Here is a 26,944-nt window from a genome sequence, read left to right on the forward strand (position 1 = left end):
TCAGTCCTTCGCTCCCATCCAGTCCGCTATCGCCGACCAGATGTCACCCAGCCGTTCAGGTTCGACCATGTGACTGTGCGGACACGGGATTCGGACCTCCGAGATCGTCCCGCTCACATAGGGCCCCCACTCCTCGGCGGTCGGCGCACCCTCCGGCTTGCCCTCCTCTGCCACCAGCACCAGGACATCCCCGTCGAACCGCCCATAGTCGTTCTCGACGGCGATCCTCTGGTTGTTCAGGAAAAGGCGCGCGAAGTGCAGGGCCTCGTCATCCGAGAGCCCGCCAATCGGGCCGGCCATCCGGCGGGCCCACTCCTTCAGCGCGTGCAGCTCGCCATCCGGGTCGGGGGCGGGCATCAGCTCGACATCGGCCGGGCCGCCCTCCCCGTCCCCCCCGGCCGACTCGGCGTCGGGCCTGCGGCGCGGCGGATACGCGTCCAGGATGATCAGGGCCGATACCTCTTCCCCTGCCGCCTGGAGCAGCACAGCGACCTCGTGTGCCACTACTCCGCCGTGGGACCAGCCCAGCAGGCGGTACGGTCCGGTCGGCTGCACGGTGCGCATGTGCTCGATGTAGTCCTGCGCCATCTCCGTCAGCGAGGCCGCGAACAGGCCTTCGCCGTCGATTCCGCGCGCCTGCAACGCGTAGAGCGGGATCCCGCCCGGAGCGAACCTCGCCATCGGCATGTAGGACCAGCCCACGCCACTGCCCGGGTGCATGCAGAAGAAGGGGGGCTCATCACCCTGCTTTCGGATCGGCAGGAGGACGTCGAGCACGTCGCGCAAGGAGGACAGGTTCATGCGCTCCATGAGGCCGCTCACGGTCGGGGCGGCAAAGAAGTCGCGCACCGTGAACGACACTCCCCGCTCCTTCAGCCGTGCCACAGCCTGAACCACCAGGAGCGAGTGTCCGCCCAGCGCGAAGAAGTCGTCATCCACACCGACCGACTCCACGCCCAGAACCTCGGCGAACACCTCGCGGATGTGTTCTTCGAGGGCGGTGACGTTGCTGTTGTCCGCCACCCGGCGGGCCGTCGGATCGGGGGCGGGAAGGGCCTTGCGGTCCAGCTTTCCGTTCGGCATCAGCGGCAGGTCGTCGAGCTGTACCACCGCCGAGGGCACCATGTACCCGGGCAGGCGCAGCGCTGCGAACGCCCGCACCTGCGCGGACAGGTCGTCGCCTGTGGCAGGGTTCTCACCCGCGTCGTCGGGCACTGCCCGTTCGCCCCCGCCCGGTACGACGTAAGCGACCAGTCGCCTTTCCCCTGGGGTGTCCTCACGGGCCATCACCGTGGCTTGGGCGACTCCGGGGTGAGCGGCGACGACGGCCTCGACCTCGCCCAGCTCGACTCGGAAGCCTCGGATCTTGACCTGGTCATCGGCGCGTCCCAGGAACGAGAGGTCTCCGTCGGCGCTCCAGCACACCACGTCTCCGGTGCGGTACATCCGCTTGCCACCACCGAGGAAGGGGCATGCCACGAACCGCTCCGCGGAAAGTCCCGGCCGTCCCAGGTAGCCGCGGGCCAAGCCGTCTCCGGCGATGTACAGCTCGCCACGGACTCCCGGCGCCACCGGTGCGAGGGCGTCGTCAAGCACGTACACCTGGGTGTTCGCGATCGGCCCGCCGATCGACGTCAGGTCGGTGGCGTCCGAGTCGATCAGTTTCGCGGTGGACCAGACTGTGGTCTCGGTCGGCCCGTACATGTTCGTCAGTGACGGCGTCCGGTCCAGGAGCGTGCGCGCCAGATCATCGGGCAACGCCTCGGCACCGATGTACACGCGCACCTGCGACCAGTCGACCCGGTCTTCGGCATCCGACACCAGCCCGCGCCAGAGGCTCGGAGTCGCGTGTACGACAGTCGCGCCGCGGGAACGGATCAGCGCCCGCAGCGCCCACGGGTCGAGTACCTGCTCCTGGGAGGCCAGCACCAACGGCACACCGCAGACCAACGGCAGGTAGAACTCCAGGCCCGCCATGTCGCAACCCACCGTGCTCACCGCGAGCAGGCGGTCCCCCGCGCGGAACGCGAACCGCTCGCGCATCGACATCAGGAAGTTGACGACGGCCCGGTGACCGACGAGCACCCCCTTGGGGCGCCCGGTGGAACCGGATGTGTAGATCACCCAGATCGGGTGCTCGGGCAGGAGGGAGCCCGTGCGCTCCTCCGGTTCGAGGCGGCCGCCCGGGAGCCCGGCGAGTTCGTCGACGACGTCAGGATCGTCGAGCAGCACGACGGGGAGGATGTCGTGGCCGTCGACCCGTACCTCGAACTCTTCCAGCCTTTCGAGCATGCTCACATCGCTCACCAGGCACACCGCGCCCGAATCGGCGAGCACGTATGCGGTCCGGCCCGCCGGGTAGGCCGGGTCGATCGGCAGATACGCGGCTCCGGCCTTGAGTACGCCCAGCAGGGCCACGATCAGGTCGACCTTGCGCTCCAGCACCACCGCGACGATCGACTCCGGCCCGACTCCCCGGCCGGCCAGCAGGCGCGCGAGGCGGTTGGCCCGCTCGTCCAGCTGTGCGAACGTCACTTCCGTTTCCCCGGTGAGGATGGCGACCGCCTCGGGGGTGCGGCCGGCCTGCGCCTCGAACAGACCCACGACGGTCGTGTCCGGCAACTCGGCCTCAGTGTCGTTCCACGTGGCGAGCAGCGTCTCCCGCTCGTCGTCGGCGAGCACCCGCACCTCGCTCAGGTGGATGTCCGGATCGGCTGTCACCGCCTCGATGACGCGCACCCAGCGGTCGGAGATCCGCCGAGCCGATTCCGGTTCGAACAGGTCTGCCGCAGCGATCAGACCGCCGAACATCCCCGCCGGTGCCCCGGAGGCGTCGTACACCTCGCGCAGGCTCAGGTCCAGGTCGAACTTCGCCATCGTCGAGCCGGTCGACACGCTGCGCGCCTCGGTGCCCGACAGGTCCACCGTCGCCGTGGCGGTGTTCTCCAGCAGCAGCATCACCTGGAACAGCGGGTGCCGGGAAAGCGAGCGGGCCGGGGCAAGCTCCTCCACCAGCCGCTCGAACGGTACGTCCTGATGCTCGAACGCCGAGAGCGCGGTCTCGCGCACCCGCGCCAGCAGCTCGGTGAACGTCGGGTCTCCGGTCAGATCCGTGCGCATCACGAAAGTGTTGACGAAGTAACCGACCAGGTCGTCAAGCGCCTCATCGGTGCGCCCGGCAGCCGCCGAACCGATCGGGATGTCCGTGCCCGCACCCAGCTTGGACAGCAGCACGGCCAGCGCGGCCTGCAGCACCATGAACACCGTTACGCCCTGCTCGCGCGCCACCGTGAGCAGCCGGGCGTGAACGGAGGCAGGGACCATGATCGGCGCCCCCGTGCCCTCATGGCCGATCACCGCCGGACGCGGCCGGTCGAAGGGGAGCGTCAACTCCTCAGGCACTCCGGCCAGCGCCTCCCGCCAATAAGCCACCTGATGGGACATCAGGCTGTCCGGGTCCTGATCGTCTCCCAGCACCTCCTGCTGCCACGCGGCGTAGTCCGCGTACTGCAACGGCAGCGGCTCCCACGCCGGGGCCCGACCCGTGCACCGGGCCTCATAGGCCCTGGTCACGTCCTTGCCCAACGGTGCCCACGACCAGCCGTCACTGGCGATGTGATGCGCCACGACCAACAGCACGTTGTCATCCGGCCCGCTGGTGAACAACCACGCCCGGAACGGCACCTCGTTCGCCAAGTCGAAGACGTGCTGGGAGGCTTGCTCGACGGCGTCCGGCAGTCCGTCCTCGGAGACCTGGACCACCTGCAGTCCCCAGTCGAGGTCCTCGAGGTCGATGATCTGCTGGATCGGCTGCCCGTCCTCGGCTGTGGGGAAGACCGTGCGCAGCACCTCGTGCCGACCGACCACGTCCCGCAACGCCGCCGCCAAGGCAGACTGATTCACCTCGCCGGACAGGCGCACGGCGACCGGAATGTTGTAGGTCGCGCTCGGGCCCTCCAACTGATCGATGATCCACAGGCGACGCTGGCCGTAGGAAAGAGGGATGCGCTCCGGGCGTTCCCGCAGCGCGAGTGGGGTCCGCGCCACACCGGCACTTGAGAGCCGCTCCGCCAGGCCGGCGGCGGTCGGGGTTTCGAACAGGGCGCGGATGTCGACCTCGGCTCCCAGGAGGGTGCGGACCCGGCTGATCAGCCGGACCGCGAGCAGTGAATGCCCGCCCAGATCGAAGAAGTCGTCGTCCACACCGACCGATTCCAGCCCGAGGACCTCGGCGAAGGCCTGACACAGCAGTTCCTCGCGCGGGCCGGCCGGGGCACGGCCGGATGCGGCCGTGGTCGCGACCTCCGGCGCGGGCAGGGCCTTGCGGTCCAGCTTGCCGTTCACCGTGAGCGGCAGCGCCTCCAGCACCACCACCGCCGCGGGCACCAGGTGCTCGGGCAACCGGGCGCCGACGAACTGCCGCACCGCACCGGCCAGCGCCTGGTCCTGGTCCTGGTCTTGGTCCTCCATATCCCCGGCAGCGACCGGCACGACGTAGGCCACCAGGCGCTTGTCGCCAGTGGTGTCCTCCCGGGCGATGACCGCGGCCTGGACAATCTGCGGGTGCGCGGTGAGCACCGTCTCGACCTCGCCCGGCTCGATCCGGAACCCCCGCACCTTCACCTGCTCATCGGCACGCCCCAGATACACCAGCTCGCCCTCGGCACTCCAGCGCACCACGTCCCCGGTCCGGTACAACCGGCCACCACCGGCGGTGTCGAAGGGGTCGGCCACGAACCGCCCCGCGGTCAGCGCCGCACGCCCCACATACCCCCGGGCCAGCTGCGCCCCGGCGACATACAACTCCCCGGCCACCCCCACCGGCACCGGCACAAGCCGGTCATCGAGCACATACACACGGGTGTTGGCCACCGGACGGCCGATCGGCACCACACCGGCGGCCACCGCACCCGCATCCAGACACGCCGTGAGCACCCCGATCGTGGTCTCGGTCGGCCCGTAGTGATTGAACACCGCCCGGCCCTCGCCCGCCGCCTCGACCAGCTCCCGCACCCAGCCGGCCGAAGCCGCCTCCCCGCCCAGGACCACACCCCGCCCCGGCAGCACCCCGCCAAGACCCGCCGACCCCGCGCCCAGCGCCGCCAGGTGCGAGGGCACCACCTTGACCGCGTCCACCCGCTGCGCGGCGAAGAACCCGGCCATCCCCACCGGATCGGTCACCACCTCCTCCGGCGCCACCACCAGCGTCCCACCCGAGGACAGCGCCCCGAACACCACCGTGTTACCCAGGTCGGTGACCTGCCCCTGCACCACCGCGAACCGCCCGGCACCCGCCAAAGCAACCCGCGACGGCACCGACGCCACATAGTTGGCCAGCCCGCCGTGGGTCACCCCCACACCCTTCGGCAACCCGGTCGAGCCCGACGTGTAGATCACATACGCCAGCTGACCCGGCAGCAGCAAGACCGGCACCGGAGCATCGGACATCGACAAGACCGCGACAGCCACACCCGGGTCGTCCAACGCCACCATCGGAACCCGCCCGGCCGGCAACTCGTCAAGGACGTCCTCGGTCCCCAGCAACACCGCCGCGCGGGCGTCGGCCAGCATGAACGCGACCCGCTCGACCGGATAACCCGGATCGATCGGCAGATACGCAGCCCCCGCCTTCCACACCCCCAACATGCCCACGATCATGTCCAGACCCCGCGGCAGGCACAGACCCACCACCGACTCCCGGCCCACGCCCAAACCCGACAGATACCGGGCCAGGCGATTCGCCCGAGCGTCCAGCTGCGCATAGGACACCTCGACACCGTCCGCGACCACGGCCACAGCATCCGGCACCCGGACCGCCTGCGCCGCGATCAACCCCGGCACCAACTCCCCCGACACCACCGAGCCGGTGCCGTTCCACTCCACCAGCACCCGGCGCCGCTCCTCCACACCCAGCACGTCCACCCCGGAGACCGACACCGACGGATCGACCGTCACCGCCTCCAGCACCCGCACCCACCGCTCGGCGATCAAAGCCACCGTGCCCGCATCGAACAGATCCGCCGACCCGGTCACCCCGCCCCGAATCCCGGCCGGAACCCCACCCGCACCGAACACCTCCCCCACGATCACATCGATGTCGAACTTCGCAACCGACGAGCTCTCCGTCACCGGCGAAGCCTCCGGCGAGGCCCCCGACGGTGCCGCCGGACCGCCGACCCGCACACCCGGCAGGTCCAGGACCGCCTCTGCATTGTTCTGGAAGGTCAACAGCACCTGGAACAACGGATGCCGGGACAGTGAGCGGGCCGGGGCGAGTTCCTCCACCAGACGCTCGAACGGCACATCCTGATGCTCGAACCCGGCCAGACTCACCTCACGCACCCGAGCCAGCAGCTGCTCGAACGTCGGATCCCCCGACAGATCCGTGCGCACCACCATGGTGTTGACGAACGAACCGACCAGATCGTCCAGCGCCTCATCCGTGCGCCCCGCGACCGCCGAGCCGATCGGGATGTCCTCACCCGCACCCAGCTTCGAGACCAGCACCGCCAGCGCGGCCTGCAGCAGCATGAACACCGTCACACCCTGCTCCCGCGCCACCCGCAGCACCCGGGCATGCACCTCGGCCGGAACCTGCAACGGCACCGTGTGCCCACGATGACTCGCCACCGCCGGACGCGGCCGATCGGCCGGCAGCGCCAGCTCCTCCGGCGCCCCGTCGAGGGCCTGCCGCCAGTAGGCGACCTGCCGCGAGATCACACTCTCCGGATCGTCCTCGCTGCCCAGCAGTTCGCGCTGCCACAGCGTGTAGTCCGCGTACTGCACCGGCAACGGCTCCCACACCGGAGCCCGCCCCTCAAGACGCGCCGCATACGCACCCGAGACATCCTTGGCCAACGGCGCCGTCGACCAGCCATCACTGGCAATGTGATGCACCACCACCACCAGGACATGCTCGTCCGAGCCATCGGTGAACAGCCACGCCCGGATCGGCACCTCGACCGCCAGATCGAACGCGTACCCGGCCACCGCCGCAACCTGCTCAGGCAGATCAGCCGGGGCCACCTCCACGACCCGCAGCTCCCAGTCCAGATCGTCGAGGTCGAGGATCTGCTGGAAGGGCTGCCCGTCCACGGCCGTGGGATACACGGTGCGCAGCACCTCGTGCCGCCCGATCACATCCCGCAACGCCGCCGCCAGGGCAGCCTCGTCGACCCCACCGGACAAGCGCACCACGACCGGGCTGTTATAGGTCGCACTCGGGCCCTCCAACTGCCCGATGAACCACAACCGCTGCTGCGCGAACGACAGCGGCAACCGCTCCGGACGCACCTGCGGCACCAACGCGGAACGCGCCACACCAGCACCCGACAACCGCGCCGCCAAACCCGCCACCGTCGGAGCCTCGAACAACGTCCGCAACGACACCTCAACACCCAGCACCGCCCGGATACGGCTCACCAACCGCACCGCCAGCAGCGAATGCCCACCCAGGACGAAGAAATCGTCATCGACGCCGACGGACTCCAGGCCCAGGACCTCGGCGAACGCCTGACACAGCAATTCCTCACGCACGTTCGCCGGGCCACGCCCGGAACCAGCGAGCACGGTGAAGTCAGGCGCCGGCAGCGCCCTGCGGTCCAGCTTCCCGTTCACCGTCAACGGCAGCGCCTCCAGCACCACCACCGCCGACGGCACCATGTACTCCGGCAACCGCGACGCGGCGAACTCCCGGACCACGTACGGCAACCCACCGAGGTTCGCACCATCAGCGGCCCCGGCCATCGGGACGACGTAGGCGACCAGCCGCTTGTCCCCCGTCTCGTCTTCCCGGGCGATCACGGCGGCCTGGGCAACCTGCGGGTGCGCGGCGATGACCGCCTGGATCTCACCCGGCTCGATCCGGAACCCACGCACCTTCACCTGCTCATCGGCACGCCCCAGATACACCAGGTTGCCCTCGGCATCCCAGCGCACCACATCCCCGGTCCGGTACAGGCGGCCACCACCGGCCGGGTCGGTGTCGAACGGGTCGGCCACGAACCGCTCCGCCGTCAGACCCGCACGCCCCACATACCCACGCGCCAACTGCACACCGGCCAGATACAACTCCCCCGCCACACCCACCGGCACCGGGCACAGCCGCTCATCCAGCACGAACACCCGCGTGTTCGCAACCGGACGCCCGATCGGCACCACCGACGACCCGTCGGGCCGCACCTGATACCCGGTCACGTCCACCGACGCCTCGGTCGGACCGTACAGGTTGAACAACCCCGCATCCGCACCGAACACGGCGAAGAACCGGTCCCGGACACCGGCGCCCAACGCCTCACCCGAACACACCACCCGCCGCAACGACCCGCACCGCCCGGCCTGCGGCACCGCCAAGAACGCCTCCAGCATCGAGGGCACGAAATGCACCGTGTCCACCCGCTGCTCACGCACCAGCTCGGCCACATACCCCGGATCCCGATGACCACCCGGCCGGGCCACCACCATCACCGCACCCTGGACCAGCGGCCAGAACAACTCCCACACCGACACATCGAACCCGAACGGCGTCTTGTGCAACACCCGCTCCCCCGGCGCCAGCCCGAACCGGTCCTGCATCCACACCAACCGGTTCACAATCCCGGCATGCGACACCACCACACCCTTCGGCACACCCGTCGACCCCGACGTATAGATCACATACGCCGGATTCCCCGACACCACCGACACCGGCACCGCATCACCGGACAACGCCGACACCCGCGGATCATCCACCACCACAACCGGCACCGAACCCGCAGCCACCCCAGCCCCGGACACCGCATCAGCGATCACACACACCGCACCCGCATCCGCCAGCACGAACGAGACCCGCTCCGCCGGCAGCTCCGGATCCACCGGCAGATACGCCGCCCCCGCCTTGAGCACCGCCAGCAACGCCACCACCATCTCCACACCCCGCGGCAGACACACCCCCACCACCGACTCCGGACCCACACCCAGCCCGCACAGATACCGCGCCAACCGGTTCGCCCGCGCATCCAACTCCGCATACGACACCGACACGCCCTCAAACACCACCGCCACAGCATCCGGAGTCCGCGCCACCTGCCCCGCGAACAACCCCGGCAACGTCCCCACCGGCACCTCGGCCGCCGTGTCGTTCCACTGGCGCAGCACCCGGTCCAGCTCCGTGCCATCCAGCACGCTCACCCCGGACAGCGGCGTCTGCGCACCGCCCTCCAGAGCGTCCTCCAGCGCCGCCACCAGGTCACCGACCGCCGTATGCAGCATCCCGGCAACCGCCCGCGGATCGATCGGCCCGACCGCATCCACCACGAGGCCAAGACCATCACCGTTGTCATCGACCGACACCGTCAACGGATAGTTCGTCTGCTCCCGGGAGAACACCGGCCGGAGGCCCTCGAATCCGCCGTCGTCGGCGGCGTCGGACTCACCAGCGCCCTGAGACCCGCCGGCGGTGTTGTGCCGGTAGTTGAACAGCGTGGTGAACAACGGCTCGTCCGCCGGCACCGCGCTGGCACGCTGGGCCAGCGCCAACGGCGCGTGCTCGTGCTCCAGCAGGCCGGCCAGCAGTCCACGCATCGCCGTGACCGCATCCAGCACACCGAGATCCCCGGTACGCACCCGCACCGGCAGGGTGTTCATGAACAGTCCAGGCACCCGGTCCGAGCCGGCGCCCGCGTTCATCCGCCCGAACAGCACCGTGCCGAACACCACGTCGTCACGGCCCGCAACCACCGCCAGCACCCGCGACCACGCCACATGCAGCACCGTCGCCGCACTGGCCCCCAGACTCCGCGAGACTTCCCGCAGCCGCGCCACCACACCGGCATCCAGAGGCATGGTCGCCCGCACCACGTCCGAACCGTCACCGCGCACGTCGCTGACTCCGAACGCCGCGGTCGGCTCCTCCACCCCGGCCAAAAGCTCCCGGAAGAACTCCTCGTGCTCCCCACTGTCCAGCCCGGCCCGGGCCTGCGCCACGAAGTCCCGGAACGGCAACGGCTCCGGCAGCGTCTCGGCACGCCCGGCCAGAATCGTCTGGATCTCGTCCAGCACGATGTCCAGCGCGGTGTGGTCCTGCACCAGATGATGCACCCGCACCAGCCCCAGCCACCGGCCACCAGAGACCTCGGCCACATGCAGATCCAGCAGCGGCGCACGCCCCAGATCCATCACCAACCCCACCACGGACATGAGCTCGGCCGCCGGATCCGCCGCATGGGTGTCAAGACTCACCTCAGTGACGGGAAGCGCCGCGGAGCGCCACACCACCTGCACCGGCTCCCGCAACCCCTGCCACACCACCGAGGTCCGGAACACATCATGCCGGTCGACCACCTGCTGCAACGCAGCGACGAACCCGTCCAGCCGGGACCGGTCATCGAACTCGATGACGCTCGGCAGCACATACGCGTCCTGACCGCCGTCGGCCAGCAGGTGGTGGAACAGAATCCCTTCCTGCAGCGGAGCCAGCGGGTAGATGTCCGCGACGTTGCCCGCACCACCCTCGACCCCGGAAACCACAGCCTGGACCTCGGCCTCGGTCAGCTCCACCAACGGCAGCATCTCCGGCGTGATCACCTGCGCCCCGTCCGGAATCAGGTTCTCCGGCACCACCACCGACACCGGAGCGGCCATCGACGCTAGGCCCGCCGGCGAGGGCGACAGGAACAGCGCCCGCACCGAGACCGACACACCCCGCACCCGCAGCCACTCCACCAGGCGCACGGCCAGCAGCGAATGCCCGCCCAGAGCGAAGAAGTCGTCATCGACTCCGACCGACTCCAGGCCCAGGACCTCGGCGAACGCCTGACACAGCACCTCCTCACGCACGTTGGCCGGGCCACGCCCGGAACCGGCGAGCGATGCGAAGTCCGGCGCCGGCAGCGCCCTGCGGTCCAGCTTGCCGTTCACCGTCAACGGCAGGGCCTCGAGCACCATCACCGCCGAGGGCACCATGTACTCCGGCAGCCGGGCGCCGACGTGCTCCCGCAACACGACCGGATCCGCCTCTGCCCCGGCCGCCGGGACCACGTAGGCGACCAGCCGCTTGTCACCAGTGGCGTCCTCCCGGACGATCACCGCGGCCTGAGAGATCTGCGGATGCCCGGCGATCACCGCCTCGATCTCGCCCGGCTCGATCCGGAACCCACGCACCTTCACCTGCTCATCGGCACGCCCCAGATACACCAGCTCACCCTCGGCGGACCAGCGCACCACGTCCCCGGTCCGGTACAGGCGGCCGCCACCGGCCGGGTCGGTGTCGAAGGGGTCGGCCACGAACCGGCCCGCGGTCAGACCCGCACGCCCCAGATAGCCGCGGGCCACCCCCGAACCCGCGATATACAACTCCCCGGGCACCCCCACCGGCACCGGAGCCAGCCGGTCGTCCAGCACGAACACCCGCGCCCCGCCGATCGGCCGCCCGATCGGCGGCACCCACCCCGCCTCCGGGCGCTGCGCGCCGTCATCGAACCACGCCGTGGCATACACCGTCGCCTCGGTCGGACCATAGATGTTGGCTACCGCAGCAGCGGGCAACGCCTCACGCACCGCACCCAGAACCCCTGCGGACAGGCCTTCACCCGCCAACACCACCGCCCCGGCCCCGGACAGACCACTGCCAGCACCCGACAGCACCCGCACCAACGCTGAAGGCACCGCACTGACCAACGAGACCTCGCCCACCCCGCCGGTCCCATCCGCCAACGCCAGCAGGTCCTCCACCACCTCCACACAACCGCCCGCGCACAACGGCCCCAGCAGCTCGAACACCGACACGTCAAAACTCAGTGACGTCGAACCCAACACACGCTCGAACTCCCCGGCCGCTCCGAAACGCGAACCCGCCCACGCCACCAACGCAGCCACCGAGCGATGCTCGACCACCACACCCTTCGGCGTCCCCGTCGACCCCGACGTGTAAATCACGTACGCCGCACACCCCGGCACCACCGGCACCGCCCCGCGAGGCGCACCGCCCTTCTCAGCCGCCAGCCCCGCAACCATCCCCGGATCGTCGAGTACCACCACCGGCTCAGCCCCCGCGGTACCCTCCAGCTCCGAGAGCGCCCCAGCCACCCCGGCCACTGTCAGCACACACACCGGCGCCGCATCAGAGAGCATGAAACCTATCCGCTCAGCCGGGTACTCCGGATCCACAGGCAGGTACGCGCCCCCCGCTTTCCACACCCCCAGCACCGCCACGATCATTTCCACACCGCGCGGCAGACACAGGCCCACCACCGACTCCGGGCCCACCCCCAACCCCGACAAATACCGCGCCAGACGATTCGCCCGAGCATCCAGCTCGGCGTACGAAACCTCGACCCCACCGCTCGCCACCGCCGGCGCATCAGGCGTCCGGGCCACCTGCGCCGCGAACAACTCCGGCACCGAGACCTCCGGTACCACGAAACCGGTGTGGTTCCACTGACGCAGCACGCGATCCGATTCGGCCACGCCCAATACGTCCACCCCGGACACCGGCAGCCCCGGATCGGCGAGCACCGCCTCCAATACCCTGACCAAACGTTCGGCAATCAGCGCGACGCTCGCAGCATCGAACAAAGCAGCTGCTCCCGTCACCGCACCCCGTATACCTGCTGGAGCGCCATCGACGTAGTACATCTCGCTGAGATTCAGGTCGACATCGAACTTTGCCACCGAAACCCCCGGCCGCGAGTCCGGGTGCGGTGCCGACGCGCCCCCGGTCCGCGGACCCGACGGGCCGCGGACCGCCTGAGCGTCCTTCTCAACGGTGAGCATCACCTGGAACAGCGGTTGCCTCGCGAGCGACCGGGCCGGGGCCAGCTCCTCCACCAGACGCTCGAACGGCACATCCTGATTCTCGAAGGCACGCCATCCCGTATCCCTGACCTGAGCGAGTAGCTGCTGAAAGGTCGGATCCCCTGACAGGTCGGTCCGGATCACGAGGGTGTTGACGAAGAACCCGATCAAATCATTCAGCGCGTCGTCGGTACGCCCGGCGACCGCGACCCCGATCGGGATGTCCGTACCGGCCCCCAGCTTCGAAAGCAGCACCGCCAACGCAGTCTGCAGCAGCATGAACACCGTGACGCCCTGCTCGCGCGCGACCTCGAGCAGTCGCGCGTGCGCGTCAGCGGAGATCTGCAGCGGAACTCTGTGCCCGCGATGGTCGGCGACGAGGGATCGCGGTCGATCGAAAGGCAGTTCCAGCTCTTCCGGCGCTCCGGCAAGGGCCTGGCGCCAGTAGGCGACCTGCTGGGACATCACACTGTCCGGGTCGTCCTCGCTGCCCAACAGCTCCCGCTGCCAGAGCGTGTAGTCCGCGTACTGCACCGGCAACGGTTCCCACTGTGGAGCACGACCCTCGAGACGCGCCTCATAGGCCGTGGTGAAGTCCCTGATGAACGGCTCCGTCGACCAGCCATCGCTGGCGATGTGGTGCATGACCACCGTCAAGACGTGTTCCTCGGGGCCGGTCGAAAACAGCCATGCTTGGATCGGCACCTCGGACTGGAGGTCGAACACATATTGCGTCGCTTCGTCGATCGCGGCGGGCAGGGCGTCAGCGGGCACCTCCCGCACGTGGAGCTCCCAATCCAGGCCGTCGATATCGAGGACGTTCTGGAACGGCTCTCCGTCGACTATAGGGAACACCGTGCGCAGCGCCTCGTGCCGCCCGATGACATCGCGCAACGCAGAACCCAGCGCGGCCGAGTCGAGTCGGCCAGGCAGCGGTACCACCGTCGGGATGTTGTAGGTCGTGCTCGGGCCCTCAAGCTGGCCGATGAACCACAGACGGCGCTGCGCATATGACAGCGGATACATCAGGACTCCTCCGAGTTTCGCATCGGCCGCAACGCCGGCCTGGCTGGCTTCTGGTTCTGGATCTGACGTGCAAGCCGGGCGACGGTCGGTTCGTTCAACAGCACCCGCAACGGCACTTCCACCTTGAGCAAAGAGCGGATGCGGCTGATCAGCCGCACCGCAAGCAGCGAGTTCCCCCCTAGGTCGAAGAAGTCGTCGTCGACTCCGACGGACTCCAGGCCCAGGACCTCGGCGAACGCCTGGCACAGCGCCTCTTCGCGCGCGTTGGCCGGAGCACGCCTGGAACTGGCGGGCGATGCGAAGTCCGGCGCCGGCAGCGCCTTGCGGTCCAGCTTGCCGTTCACCGTCAACGGCAGGGCCTCGAGCACCATCACCGCCGACGGCACCATGTACTCCGGCAACCGCGACGCGGCGAACTCCCGCAGCGTGCCCGGATCAGCCTGATCCCCGGCCACCGGGACGACATAGGCGACCAGCCGCTTGTCCCCCGTCTCGTCCTCGCGGGCGATCACGGCGGCCTGGGCGACCTGCGGGTGCGCGGCGATGACCGCCTGGATCTCACCCGGCTCGATCCGGAACCCACGCACCTTCACCTGCTCATCGGCACGCCCCAGATACACCAGCTCACCCTCGGCGGACCAGCGCACCACATCCCCGGTCCGGTACAACCGGCCACCACCGGCCGGGTCGGTGTCGAACGGGTCGGCCACGAACCGCTCCGCGGTCAGACCCGCACGCCCCACATACCCCCGCGCCAACTGCACACCGGCCAGATACAACTCACCCGCCACACCCACCGGCACCGGGCACAGCCGCTCATCCAGCACGAACACCCGCGTGTTCGCAACCGGACGCCCGATCGGCACCACCGACGACCCGTCGGGCCGCACCTGATACCCGGTCACGTCCACCGACGCCTCGGTCGGACCGTACAGGTTGAACAACCCCGCATCCGCACCGAACACGGCGAAGAACCGGTCCCGGACACCGGCGCCCAACGCCTCACCCGAACACACCACCCGCCGCAACGACCCGCACCGCCCGGCCTGCGGCACCGCCAAGAACGCCTCCAGCATCGAGGGCACGAAATGCACCGTGTCCACCCGCTGCTCACGCACCAGCTCGGCCACATACCCCGGATCCCGATGACCACCCGGCCGGGCCACCACCATCACCGCACCCTGGACCAGCGGCCAGAACAACTCCCACACCGACACATCGAACCCGAACGGCGTCTTGTGCAACACCCGCTCCCCCGGCGCCAGCCCGAACCGGTCCTGCATCCACACCAACCGGTTCACAATCCCGGCATGCGACACCACCACACCCTTCGGCACACCCGTCGACCCCGACGTATAGATCACATACGCCGGATTCCCCGACACCACCGACACCCCGGGATCAGCGGCCGACAACGCCGCCACCGCCGCCACCACCCCCGGATCATCCACAACCACCACCGGCACCGAACCAACGTCCACACCGGAAAGCACCCCGGCCACCACGGACTCCGTCAGCACACACACCGCACCCGCATCCGCCAACACGAACGAGACCCGCTCCGCCGGCAGCTCCGGATCCACCGGCAGATACGCCGCCCCCGCCTTGAGCACCGCCAGCAACGCCACCACCATCTCCACACCCCGCGGCAGACACACCCCCACCACCGACTCCGGACCCACACCCAGCCCGCACAGATACCGCGCCAACCGGTTCGCCCGCGCATCCAACTCCGCATACGACACCGACACGCCCTCGAACACCACCGCCACAGCATCCGGAGACCGCGCCACCTGCCCCGCGAACAACCCCGGCAACGTCCCCACCGGCACCTCGGCCGCCGTGTCGTTCCACTGACGCAGCACCCGGTCCAGCTCCGTGCCATCCAGCACGCTCACCCCGGACAGCGGCGTCTGCGCACCGCCCTCCAGAGCGTCCTCCAGCGCCGCCACCAGGTCACCGACCGCCGTATGCAGCATCCCGGCAACCGCCCGCGGATCGATCGGCCCGACCGCATCCACCATCAGACCGAGACCATCACCGTCGTCATCGACCGACACCGACAACGGATAGTTCGTCTGCTCCCGGGAGAACACCGGCCGGAGGCCCTCGAACCCGTCGCCGTGGGCCGCACCGTCACTCTCAGCGCCCTGAGACCCGCCGGCGGTGTTGTGCCGGTAGTTGAACAGCGTGGTGAACAACGGCTCGTCCGCCGGCACCGCGCTGGCACGCTGGGCCAGCGCCAACGGCGCATGCTCGTGCTCCAGCAACCCGGCCAGCAGTCCACGCATCGCCGTGACCGCATCCAGCACACCGAGATCCCCGGTACGCACCCGCACCGGCAGGGTGTTCATGAACAGTCCAGGCACCCGGTCCGAGCCGGCGCCCGCGTTCATCCGCCCGAACAGCACCGTGCCGAACACCACGTCGTCACGGCCCGCAACCACCGCCAGCACCCGCGACCACGCCACATGCATCACCGTCGCCGCACTGGCCCCCAACCGCCGGGCCACCTCCCGCAGCCGCACCACAACACCGGCATCCAGACCGCGTATTGCGTGAACAACCTCGGAACCGTCACCGCGCACGTCGCTGACTCCGAACGCCGCGGTCGGCTCCTCCACCCCGGCCAAAAGCTCCCGGAAGAACTCCTCGTGCTCCCCACTGTCCAGCCCGGCCCGGGCCTGCGCCACGAAGTCCCGGAACGGCAACGGCTCCGGCAGCGTCTCGGCACGCCCGGCCAGAATCGTCTGGATCTCGTCCAGCACGATGTCCAGCGCGGTGTGGTCCTGCACCAGATGATGCACCCGCACCAGCCCCAGCCACCGGCCACCAGAGACCTCGGCCACATGCAGATCCAGCAGCGGCGCACGCCCCAGATCCATCACCAACCCCACCACGGACATGAGCTCGGCCGCCGGATCCGCCGCATGGGTGTCAAGACTCACCTCAGTGACGGGAAGCGCCGCGGAGCGCCACACCACCTGCACCGGCTCCCGCAACCCCTGCCACACCACCGAGGTCCGGAACACATCATGCCGGTCGACCACCTGCTGCAACGCAGCGACGAACCCGTCCACCCGGGACCGGTCATCGAACTCGATGACGCTCGGCAGCACATACGCGTCCTGACCGCCGTCGGCCAGCAGGTGGTGGAACAGAATCCCTTCCTGCAGCGGAGCCAGCGGATAGATGTCCGCGACATTGCCCGCACCACCCTCGACCCCGGAAACCACCGCCTGGACCTCGGCCTCGGTCAGCTCCACCAGCGGCAGCATCTCCGGCGTGATCACCTGCGCCCCGTCCGGAATCAGGTTCTCCGGCACCGAAACCGACACCGCACCCGACGCAGCCGCCAACCTCGCCGGCGTCGGAGCCTCGAACAGCGTCCGCACCGACACCGACACACCCCGCACCCGCAGCCACTCCACCAGGCGCACCGCCAGCAGCGAATGCCCGCCCAGAGCGAAGAAGTCATCCTCCACCCCGACCGACTCCAGCCCGAGGACCTCGGCGAACGCCTGACACAGCACCTCCTCACGCACATTCGCCGGGCCACGCCCGGAACCGGTGAGCGATGCGAAGTCCGGCGCCGGCAGCGCCTTGCGGTCCAGCTTGCCGTTCACCGTCAACGGCAGGGCCTCGAGCACCATCACCGCCGACGGCACCATGTACTCCGGCAACCGCGACGCGGCGAACTCCCGCAGCGTGCCCGGATCAGCCTGATCCCCGGCCGCCGGGACGACGTAGGCGACCAGCCGCTTGTCCCCCGTCTCGTCTTCCCGGGCGATCACGGCGGCCTGGGCGACCTGCGGGTGCGCGGCGATGACCGCCTGGATCTCACCCGGCTCGATCCGGAACCCACGCACCTTCACCTGCTCATCGGCCCGCCCCAGATACACCAGCTCACCCTCGGCGGACCAGCGCACCACATCCCCGGTCCGGTACAACCGGCCACCACCGACCGGGTCGGTGTCGAACGGGTCGGCCACGAACCGCTCCGCCGTCAGACCCGCACGCCCCACATACCCACGCGCCAACTGCACACCGGCCAGATACAACTCCCCCGCCACACCCACCGGCACCGGGCACAGCCGCTCATCCAGCACGAACACCCGCGTGTTCGCAACCGGACGCCCGATCGGCACCACCGACGACCCGTCGGGCCGCACCTGATACCCGGTCACGTCCACCGACGCCTCGGTCGGACCGTACAGGTTGAACAACCCCGCATCCGCACCGAACACGGCGAAGAACCGGTCCCGGACACCGGCGCCCAACGCCTCACCCGAACACACCACCCGCCGCAACGACCCGCACCGCCCGGCCTGCGGCACCGCCAAGAACGCCTCCAGCATCGAGGGCACGAAATGCACCGTGTCCACCCGCTGCTCACGCACCAGCTCGGCCACATACCCCGGATCCCGATGACCACCCGGCCGGGCCACCACCATCACCGCACCCTGGACCAGCGGCCAGAACAACTCCCACACCGACACATCGAACCCGAACGGCGTCTTGTGCAACACCCGCTCCCCCGGCGCCAGCCCGAACCGGTCCTGCATCCACACCAACCGGTTCACAATCCCGGCATGCGACACCACCACACCCTTCGGCACACCCGTCGACCCCGACGTATAGATCACATACGCCGGATTCCCCGACACCACCGACACCGGCACCGCATCACCGGACAACGCCGACACCCGCGGATCATCCACCACCACAACCGGCACCGAACCCGCAGCCACCCCAGCCCCGGACACCGCATCAGCGATCACACACACCGCACCCGCATCCGCCAGCACGAACGAGACCCGCTCCGCCGGCAGCTCCGGATCCACCGGCAGATACGCCGCCCCCGCCTTGAGCACCGCCAGCAACGCCACCACCATCTCCACACCCCGCGGCAGACACACTCCCACCACCGACTCCGGGCCCACACCCAGCCCGCACAGATACCGCGCCAACCGGTTCGCCCGCGCATCCAACTCCGCATACGACACCGACACGCCCTCAAACACCACCGCCACAGCATCCGGAGACCGCGCCACCTGCCCCGCGAACAACCCCGGCAACGTCCCCACCGGCACCTCGGCCGCCGTGTCGTTCCACTGGCGCAGCACCCGGTCCAGCTCCGTGCCATCCAGCACGCTCACCCCGGACAGCGGCGTCTGCGCACCGCCCTCCAGAGCGTCCTCCAGCGCCGCCACCAGGTCACCGACCGCCGTATGCAGCATCCCGGCAACCGCCCGCGGATCGATCGGCCCGACCGCATCCACCACGAGGCCAAGACCATCACCGTTGTCATCGACCGACACCGTCAACGGATAGTTCGTCTGCTCCTGGATGAAGACCGGCCGGAGGCCCTCGAACCCGTCGCCGTCGGCGGCGTCGGACTCACCAGCGCCCTGAGACCCGCCGGCGGTGTTGTGCCGGTAGTTGAACAGCGTGGTGAACAACGGCTCGTCCGCCGGCACCGCGCTGGCACGCTGGGCCAGCGCCAACGGCGCGTGCTCGTGCTCCAGCAGGCCGGCCAGCAGTCCACGCATCGCCGTGACCGCATCCAGCACACCGAGATCCCCGGTACGCACCCGCACCGGCAGGGTGTTCATGAACAGTCCAGGCACCCGGTCCGAGCCGGCGCCCGCGTTCATCCGCCCGAACAGCACCGTGCCGAACACCACGTCGTCACGGCCCGCAACCACCGCCAGCACCCGCGACCACGCCACATGCATCACCGTCGCCGCGCTGGCCCCCAACCGCCGGGCCACCTCCCGCAGCCGCACCCCCAGATCAGCATCCAGATCACGTATTGCGTGAACAACCTCGGAACCGTCACCGCGCACGTCGCTGACTCCGAACGCCGCGGTCGGCTCCTCCACCCCGGCCAAAAGCTCCCGGAAGAATTCCTCGTGCTCCCCAGTCTCGAGCCCGGCCCGGGCCTGGGCCACGAAGTCCCGGAACGGCAACGGCTCCGGCAACTCCTCGCCACGCCCGGCCAGGATCGTCTGGATCTCGTCCAGCACGATGTCCATCGCGGTGTGGTCCTGCACCAGATGATGCGTCCGCACCAGCCCCAGCCACCGGCCACCAGAGACCTCGGCCACATGCAGATCCAGCAGCGGCGCACGCCCCAGATCCATCGACAGCCCGACCGCAGAAATCAGGTCCGCCGCCAAATCGGTGCCGTCCGCGGCGGCAAGGCTCACCTCGGTCACCGACAACGCCGCCGAACGCCACACCACCTGCACCGGCTCCCGCAACCCCTGCCACACCACCGAGGTCCGGAACACATCATGCCGGTCGACCACCTGCTGCAACGCAGCGACGAACCCGTCCACCCGGGACCGGTCATCGAACTCCAGCACGAACGGCGTCACATAGGTGTCGTCACCGCCGTCGGCCAGCAGGTGGTGGAACAGAATCCCTTCCTGCAGCGGAGCCAGCGGATAGATGTCCGCGACATTGCCCGCACCACCCTCGACCCCGGAAACCACCGCCTGGACCTCGGCCTCGGTCAGCTCCACCAGCGGCAGCATCTCCGGCGTGATCACCTGCGCCCCGTCCGGAATCAGGTTCTCCGGCACCACCACCGACACCGCACCCGACGCAGCCGCCAGCCTCGCCGGCGTCGGCGCCTCAAACAGCGTCCGCACCGACACCGACACACCCCGCACCCGCAGCCACTCCACCAGGCGCACCGCCAGCAGCGAATGCCCGCCCAGGACGAAGAAGTCGTCATCGACCCCGACGGACTCCAGCCCGAGGACCTCGGCGAACGCCTGACACAGCACCTCCTCACGCACATTCGCCGGAGCACGCCCGGAACCGGTGAGCGATGCGAAGTCCGGCGCCGGCAGCGCCCTGCGGTCCAGCTTGCCGTTCACCGTCAACGGCAGCGCCTCGAGCACCATCACCGCCGACGGCACCATGTACTCCGGCAACCGCGACGCGGCGAACTCCCGCAGCGTGCCCGGATCAGCCTGATCCCCGGCCGCCGGGACGACGTAGGCGACCAGCCGCTTGTCCCCAACGGCGTCCTCCCGGACGATCACCACGGCCTGGGCGACCTGCGGATGCCGGGCGACGACCGCCTGCACCTCGCCCGGCTCGATCCGGAACCCCCGGATCTTCACCTGATCATCCGCCCGGCCCGCGAACACCAACGCCCCATCGGCATCCCAGCGCACCACGTCCCCGGTCCGGTACAACCGGCCACCACCGACCGGGTCGGTGTCGAACGGGTCGGCCACGAACCGGCCCGCGGTCAGACCCGCACGCCCCACATACCCACGCGCCAACTGCACACCGGCCAGATACAACTCACCCGCCACACCCACCGGCACCGGAGCAAGCCGCTCATCCAGCACGTACGCCCGCACGTTCCACATCGGCCTACCGATCGGAACAGCCGTCTCACCCATCCCAGGCACACACTCCTGCGAAGTCACCGACACCGACGCCTCGGTCGGCCCATAGGTGTTGTGCAGGTGCGCACCCGGCAGCACCTCGAAGAACCGGTCACGCAGGACCGTGGACAACTCCTCACCACCACTGAACACCTGACGCAGCGACACACACCCGCCCGCAGCCGGCTCAGCCACGAACAATTCCAGCATCGCCGGCACGAATTCGACTGCCGTCACCCCCTGCTCCCGCACCAGCCCCACGAGGTAAGCCGGATCCCGGTGCCCACCCGGACGCGCCACGACCAGCCTGGCACCACAGACCAACGGGAGGAACAACTCCCACACCGACACATCGAAACCGATCGGGGTCTTGTGCAGGATCCGGTCCGACGCACCCAGGCCGTACTCATCCAACAGCCACCAGATGAGGTTGACCGCTCCCCAATGCGGCGTGACAACCCCCTTCGGCACCCCCGTCGAACCCGACGTGTAGATCACATACGCCGACTGCCCGGGCAACACACAGACGTCCAACGCCTCAGCCGACACCGACGACACCGTCGAAACCACCTGAGGATCGTCCACAAGCACCACCGGCAGCGAACCCGCAGCCACCCCGGCCCCGCAGGCCACATCCGTGACCACACACACCGCACCCGCATCCGCCAGCATGAACGAGATCCGCTCGGCCGGCAGCTCCGGATCCACCGGCAGATACGCCGCCCCCGTCTTCAACACCGCCAGCAACGCCACCACCAGCTCCACGCCCCGCTCCAGACACACCCCCACCACAGACTCCGCACCCACACCCAGCCCGGAGAGGTAGCGGGCCAGACGGTTCGCCCGCGCATCCAACTCCGCATACGACACCGACACACCCTCGAACACCACCGCCACAGCATCCGGAGTCCGCGCCACCTGCGCAGCGAACAACTCCGGCAACGTCCCCGCCGGCACCACGGCCGCCGTGTCGTTCCACTCCACCAGCACCCGACGCCGCTCACCGGCATCCAGCACATCCACCCCGGACACCCGCAGCCCCGGATCGGCGACAACCGCCTCCAGCACCCGCATCAGACGCCCGACGATCACCGCCACCGTCTCCGCATCAAACAGATCCGCCGACCCGATCACCACACCCCGCAACCCCGCCGGAGCACCCTCCACCGCGAAGACCTCGGACACCGTCACGTCCAGGTCGAACTTCGCCGCGGCCACCGCCGTGGCCGAGGCCGTGTGGCCGCCGGCCCGCACGCCCGGCAGCTCCAGCTCCGCGGCGGCGTTGTTCTGCACGGTGAGCATCACCTGGAACAACGGATGCCGCGACAGTGAGCGGGCCGGGGCGAGTTCCTCCACCAACCGCTCGAACGGCACATCCTGATGCTCGAACCCGGCCAGACTCACCTCACGCACCCGAGCCAGCAGCTGCTCGAACGTCGGATCCCCCGACACATCCGTGCGCATCACCAGCGTGTTGACGAAGAACCCGACCAGATCATCGAGCGCCTCATCCGTACGCCCCGCGACCGTCGCACCGATCGGAATGTCGGTGCCCGCACCCAGCTTCGCCAGCAGCACCGCCAGCGCGGCCTGCAGCAGCATGAACACCGTCACACCCTGCTCACGCGCCACCCGCAGCAGCCGCCCGTGCACCTCGGCCGGAATCTCCACCGGCACCGCGTGCCCGCGATAGCTCGGCACCGCCGGACGCGGCCGGTCGGCCGGCAGCACCAGCTCCTCCGGCGCACCCGCCAGCACCTGCCGCCAGTAGGCGACCTGCCGCGAGATCACACTCTCCGGGTCCTGCTTATCACCGAGCAGTTCGCGCTGCCACAGCGTGTAGTCCGCGTACTGCACCGGCAACGGCTCCCACACCGGCACCCGCCCCTCAAGACGCGCCGCATACGCACCCGAGACATCCTTGGCCAACGGCGCCGTCGACCAGCCGTCCCCGGCGATGTGATGCACCACCACCACCAGGACATGCTCGTCCGAGCCATCAGTGAACAGCCACGCCCGGATCGGCACCTCAACCGCCAGATCGAACGCGTACTCCGTTGCGCGTGCGACCGCATCCGCCAGCTGCCCGGCAGCCACCTCGACCGCCTCCAGCTCCCAGTCCAGGTCCTCGATGTCGAGGATCTGCTGGAAGGGCTCCCCGTCCTCGGCCGTGGGGAACACCGTGCGCAGCACCTCGTGCCGCCCGATCACATCCCGCAACGCCGCCGCGAGCGCGGCCGTGTCCACATCACCGGACAACCCCAGGACGGTCGGGATGTTGTAGAGCGCGCTCGCCCCCTCCAACTGCCCGATGAACCACAACCGCTGCTGCGCGAACGACAGCGGCAACCGCTCCGGACGCACCTGCGGCACCAACGCCGCCCGCGCCACACCAGCACCCGACAACCGCTGCACCAAACCCGCCACCGTCGGAGCCTCAAACAACGTCCGCAACGACACCTCAACACCCAGCACCGCCCGGATACGGCTCACCAGGCGCACCGCCAGCAATGAATGACCGCCCAGGACGAAGAAGTCGTCATCGACGCCGACGGACTCCAGGCCCAGGACCTCGGCGAACGCCTGACACAGCAATTCCTCACGCACGTTCGCCGGGCCACGCCCGGAACCAGCGAGCACGGTGAAGTCAGGCGCCGGCAGCGCCCTGCGGTCCAGCTTCCCGTTGGGCGTGAGCGGCAGCGCCTCGAGCACCACCACCGCCGACGGCACCATGTACTCCGGCAACCGCGACGCCACGAACTCCCGCACCACGGACGGCAACCCGTCGACGTCCGCACCAGCCCCAGCCCCAGCCACCGGGACGACGTAGGCGACCAGCCGCTTGTCCCCCGTCTCGTCCTCCCGGGCAATGACCGCGGCCTGAGCGACCTGCGGGTGCGCGGCCAGGACCGCCTGGATCTCACCCGGCTCGATCCGGAACCCACGCACCTTCACCTGCTCATCAGCCCGGCCCAGGTACACCAGCTCGCCCTCGGCACTCCAGCGCACCACATCCCCGGTCCGGTACAGCCGGCCACCGCCGACCGGGTCGGTGTCGAAGGGGTCGGCCACGAACCGCTCCGCCGTCAGACCCGCACGCCCCACATACCCACGCGCCAAACCCGCCCCGCCGATATACAGCTCCCCGGCCACCCCGACCGGCACCGGGCACAGCCGGTCATCGAGCACGAACACCCGGGTGTTGGCGATCGGACCACCGATCGAGACCACCGCCCCGTCATCGGCACCCAATCCCTTGGCCGTCGACCAGATCGTAGTCTCGGTCGGACCATACAAATTCGTCACCGACGCGGCCCGGGTCACCAACTCCCGCGCCAACCCGCCCGGCAACGCCTCGCCACCGACCAGCACCCGCACCCCATCCCAGACACCGGCATCGGCATCCGCATCGGGGTCGCCGACGAGCGCCTGCCACAGACTCGGCGTGCCCTGCACCACAGTCGCAGCACACGAGCGCACCAACTCCCGCAACAGCCGCGGATCCCTTACCTGCTCCCGCCCGGCAAGCACCACAGCTGCACCGGTCACCAACGGCAGATACAACTCCAAACCCGCGATATCGAACCCGACCGTAGTCACCGCCAACAGGCGGTCACCGGGCGCCAGCCCGAACCGATCCTGCATCGAGGCCAGGAAGTTCGCCAATGACCCATGCTCAACCCCCACCCCCTTCGGCACCCCCGTTGAACCCGACGTGTAGATCACATACGCCAACTGTCCCAACAAGGGTGAAACCGACAGCGGGCCATCGGCCATAGACGACACCGCCGCCACCACCACCGGATCATCCACCACCACCGGCACCGGCGCGTGCGCCGAACCATCAACTCCGGAGAGCACTCCACCGCAGACCACATCAGTGATCACACATACCGCACCAGCATTGGCCAGCATGAACGCGATCCGCTCGGCCGGCAGCTCCGGGTCGACCGGCAGATACGCCGCCCCCGCCTTGAGCACCGCCAGCAGCGCGACCACCATGTCCACGCCGCGCTCCAGGCACACCGCCACGACCGACTCGCGACCCACACCCAGCCCGGACAGATGCCGCGCCAGACGATTCGCCCGCGCATCCAGTTCGGCATAGGACAGCTCGACGCCATCACCCATCACCGCCGTCGCGTGCGGGTTCCGCGCCACCTGCCCGGCGAAGAGCTCCGGCACCGTCCCCGCCGGCGCCTCGGCCGCCGTGTCGTTCCACTCCACCAGCACCCGACGCCGCTCACCGGCATCCAGTACGTCCACCCCGGAGATCCGCAGCCCCGGTTCGGTGACCACGGTCTCCAGCACCCGCACCAGACGCTCGGCGATCATCGCCACCGTCTCCGGGTCGAACAGATCCGTCGACCCGGTCAGCCCTCCACGAAGCCCGGCAGGGGCGCCCTCGGCATTGAAGACAGAACTAACGGTGACGTCCAGATCGAATTTCGCCGCGGACGCCCCTGCGGACATCCCCGCGGACCCCCCTGCGGCCGGCGCGTGCCCGCCGGCTCGCACCCCCGGCAGCTCCAGCACGGCCTCGGCGTTGTTCTGCACGGTGAGCATCACCTGGAACAACGGATGCCGCGACAGCGACCGGGCGGGGGACAGTTCCTCCACCAGAAGCTCGAATGGAACGTCTTGGCTCCCGAGCGCCGAAAGCCCGGCGTCGCGGACCCTGCTCAGCAACTCCACAAAGGTGGGATCGCCTGACAGGTCGGAACGAATGATCAGGGTGTTGACAAAGAATCCGACCAGATCGTCCAACCCCTCATCGGTACGCCCGGCGACCGCCGAGCCGATCGGGATGTCCTCACCGGCACCCAGCTTGGACAGCAGGACCGCCAGCGCTGCCTGCACCACCATGAACACCGTCGCACCCTGCTCACGCGCGACCCGCAGCAGCCCGGCATGCACCTCGGCCGGAACGTGCAACGGAACAGTGTGCCCGCGATGGCTGGACACCGCCGGACGCGGACGATCCGTCGGCAGTGTCAGCTCCTCCGGCGCCCCGGCCAGCGCCTGTCGCCAGTACGCGAGCTGCTGGGAGATCAGACTCTCCGTATCGTCCCTGCTACCGAGCAGCTCGCGCTGCCACAGCGCGTAGTCCGCATATTGACCCGGCAGCGGCGCCCACTGCGGAGCCCGCCCCTCGGACCGCGCGGCGTACGCAATCGAGACATCCCTGGCCAGCGGAGCCATCGACCAACCGTCTGCGGCGATGTGGTGCACAACCACCACCAGGACGTGCTTATCCGGCCGGGCCGTGAACAGCCATGCCCGGATGGGGACTTCCGTCTCGAGGTGGAACACACAGCCCTTCGCTGCTTCCGCCGCGGTGACTAGCTCATCGGCGGCGACCTCGACTACCTGGAGTTGCCAAGCTAGATCGTCGATGTCGAGGATTCGCTGATAGGGCTCGCCATCAGCGGTCGGAAACACCGTACGCAGCACCTCGTGCCGCCCGATCACATCCCGCAACGCCGCACCCAACGCCACGGAGTCAACGTCGCCCGAGAGCCCCAACATCATCGGGATGTTGTAGAGCACACTCGGCCCCTCCAGCTGTCCGATGAACCACAACCGGCGCTGAGCGAACGACAACGGAAGCATCAGGACTCCTCTGAATTGCGCATCGGCCGAAACGCCGGCCTGGTCGACTTCCGATTTCTCACACGGGCTGCGAGCCCGGCCACCGTCGGAGCCTCGAACAAGGTTCGTATGTCCATCTCGAT

General features: G+C 69.2%; 3 protein-coding genes (1 of these 3 cut by a window edge). All 3 read right to left on the minus strand.

The genetic code is table 11. The features are described 5' to 3' along the window. Tightly spaced (each overlapping or abutting the next), the 3 genes in view from EDD90_RS22930 to EDD90_RS22940 form a layout consistent with a single transcriptional unit that may run on beyond the window. The gene (locus EDD90_RS22930; protein ID WP_123974823.1) at positions 1-13,797 is read right to left on the minus strand and encodes a non-ribosomal peptide synthetase; all 13,797 of its coding nucleotides are present in this window, start codon (positions 13,795-13,797) and stop codon (positions 1-3) included. Next, positions 13,797-26,822, minus strand: a complete 13,026-nt coding sequence (locus EDD90_RS58615) for a non-ribosomal peptide synthetase (protein ID WP_123974824.1) — start codon at positions 26,820-26,822, stop codon at positions 13,797-13,799. Before EDD90_RS58615 ends, EDD90_RS22930 begins: the two co-directional genes overlap by 1 nt. Next, positions 26,822-26,944 carry the final stretch of a non-ribosomal peptide synthase/polyketide synthase gene (locus tag EDD90_RS22940; RefSeq protein WP_123974825.1) on the minus strand. 32,478 nt of this gene lie beyond the right edge of the window, so the window shows 123 of its 32,601 coding nt (coding positions 32,479-32,601); the start codon falls outside the window, past its right edge; the stop codon is at positions 26,822-26,824. Before EDD90_RS22940 ends, EDD90_RS58615 begins: the two co-directional genes overlap by 1 nt.

The sequence above is a fragment of the Streptomyces sp. Ag109_O5-1 genome (genome assembly GCF_003814875.1).
GTDB lineage: Bacteria > Actinomycetota > Actinomycetes > Streptomycetales > Streptomycetaceae > Streptomyces > Streptomyces sasae.

Bases quoted from the DNA above. Each gene is read 5' to 3' on its own strand.
- EDD90_RS22930 (WP_123974823.1), bottom strand. From the start codon at position 13,797: ATGTATCCGCTGTCATATGCGCAGCGCCGTCTGTGGTTCATCGGCCAG.
- EDD90_RS58615 (WP_123974824.1), bottom strand. From the start codon at position 26,822: ATGCTTCCGTTGTCGTTCGCTCAGCGCCGGTTGTGGTTCATCGGACAG.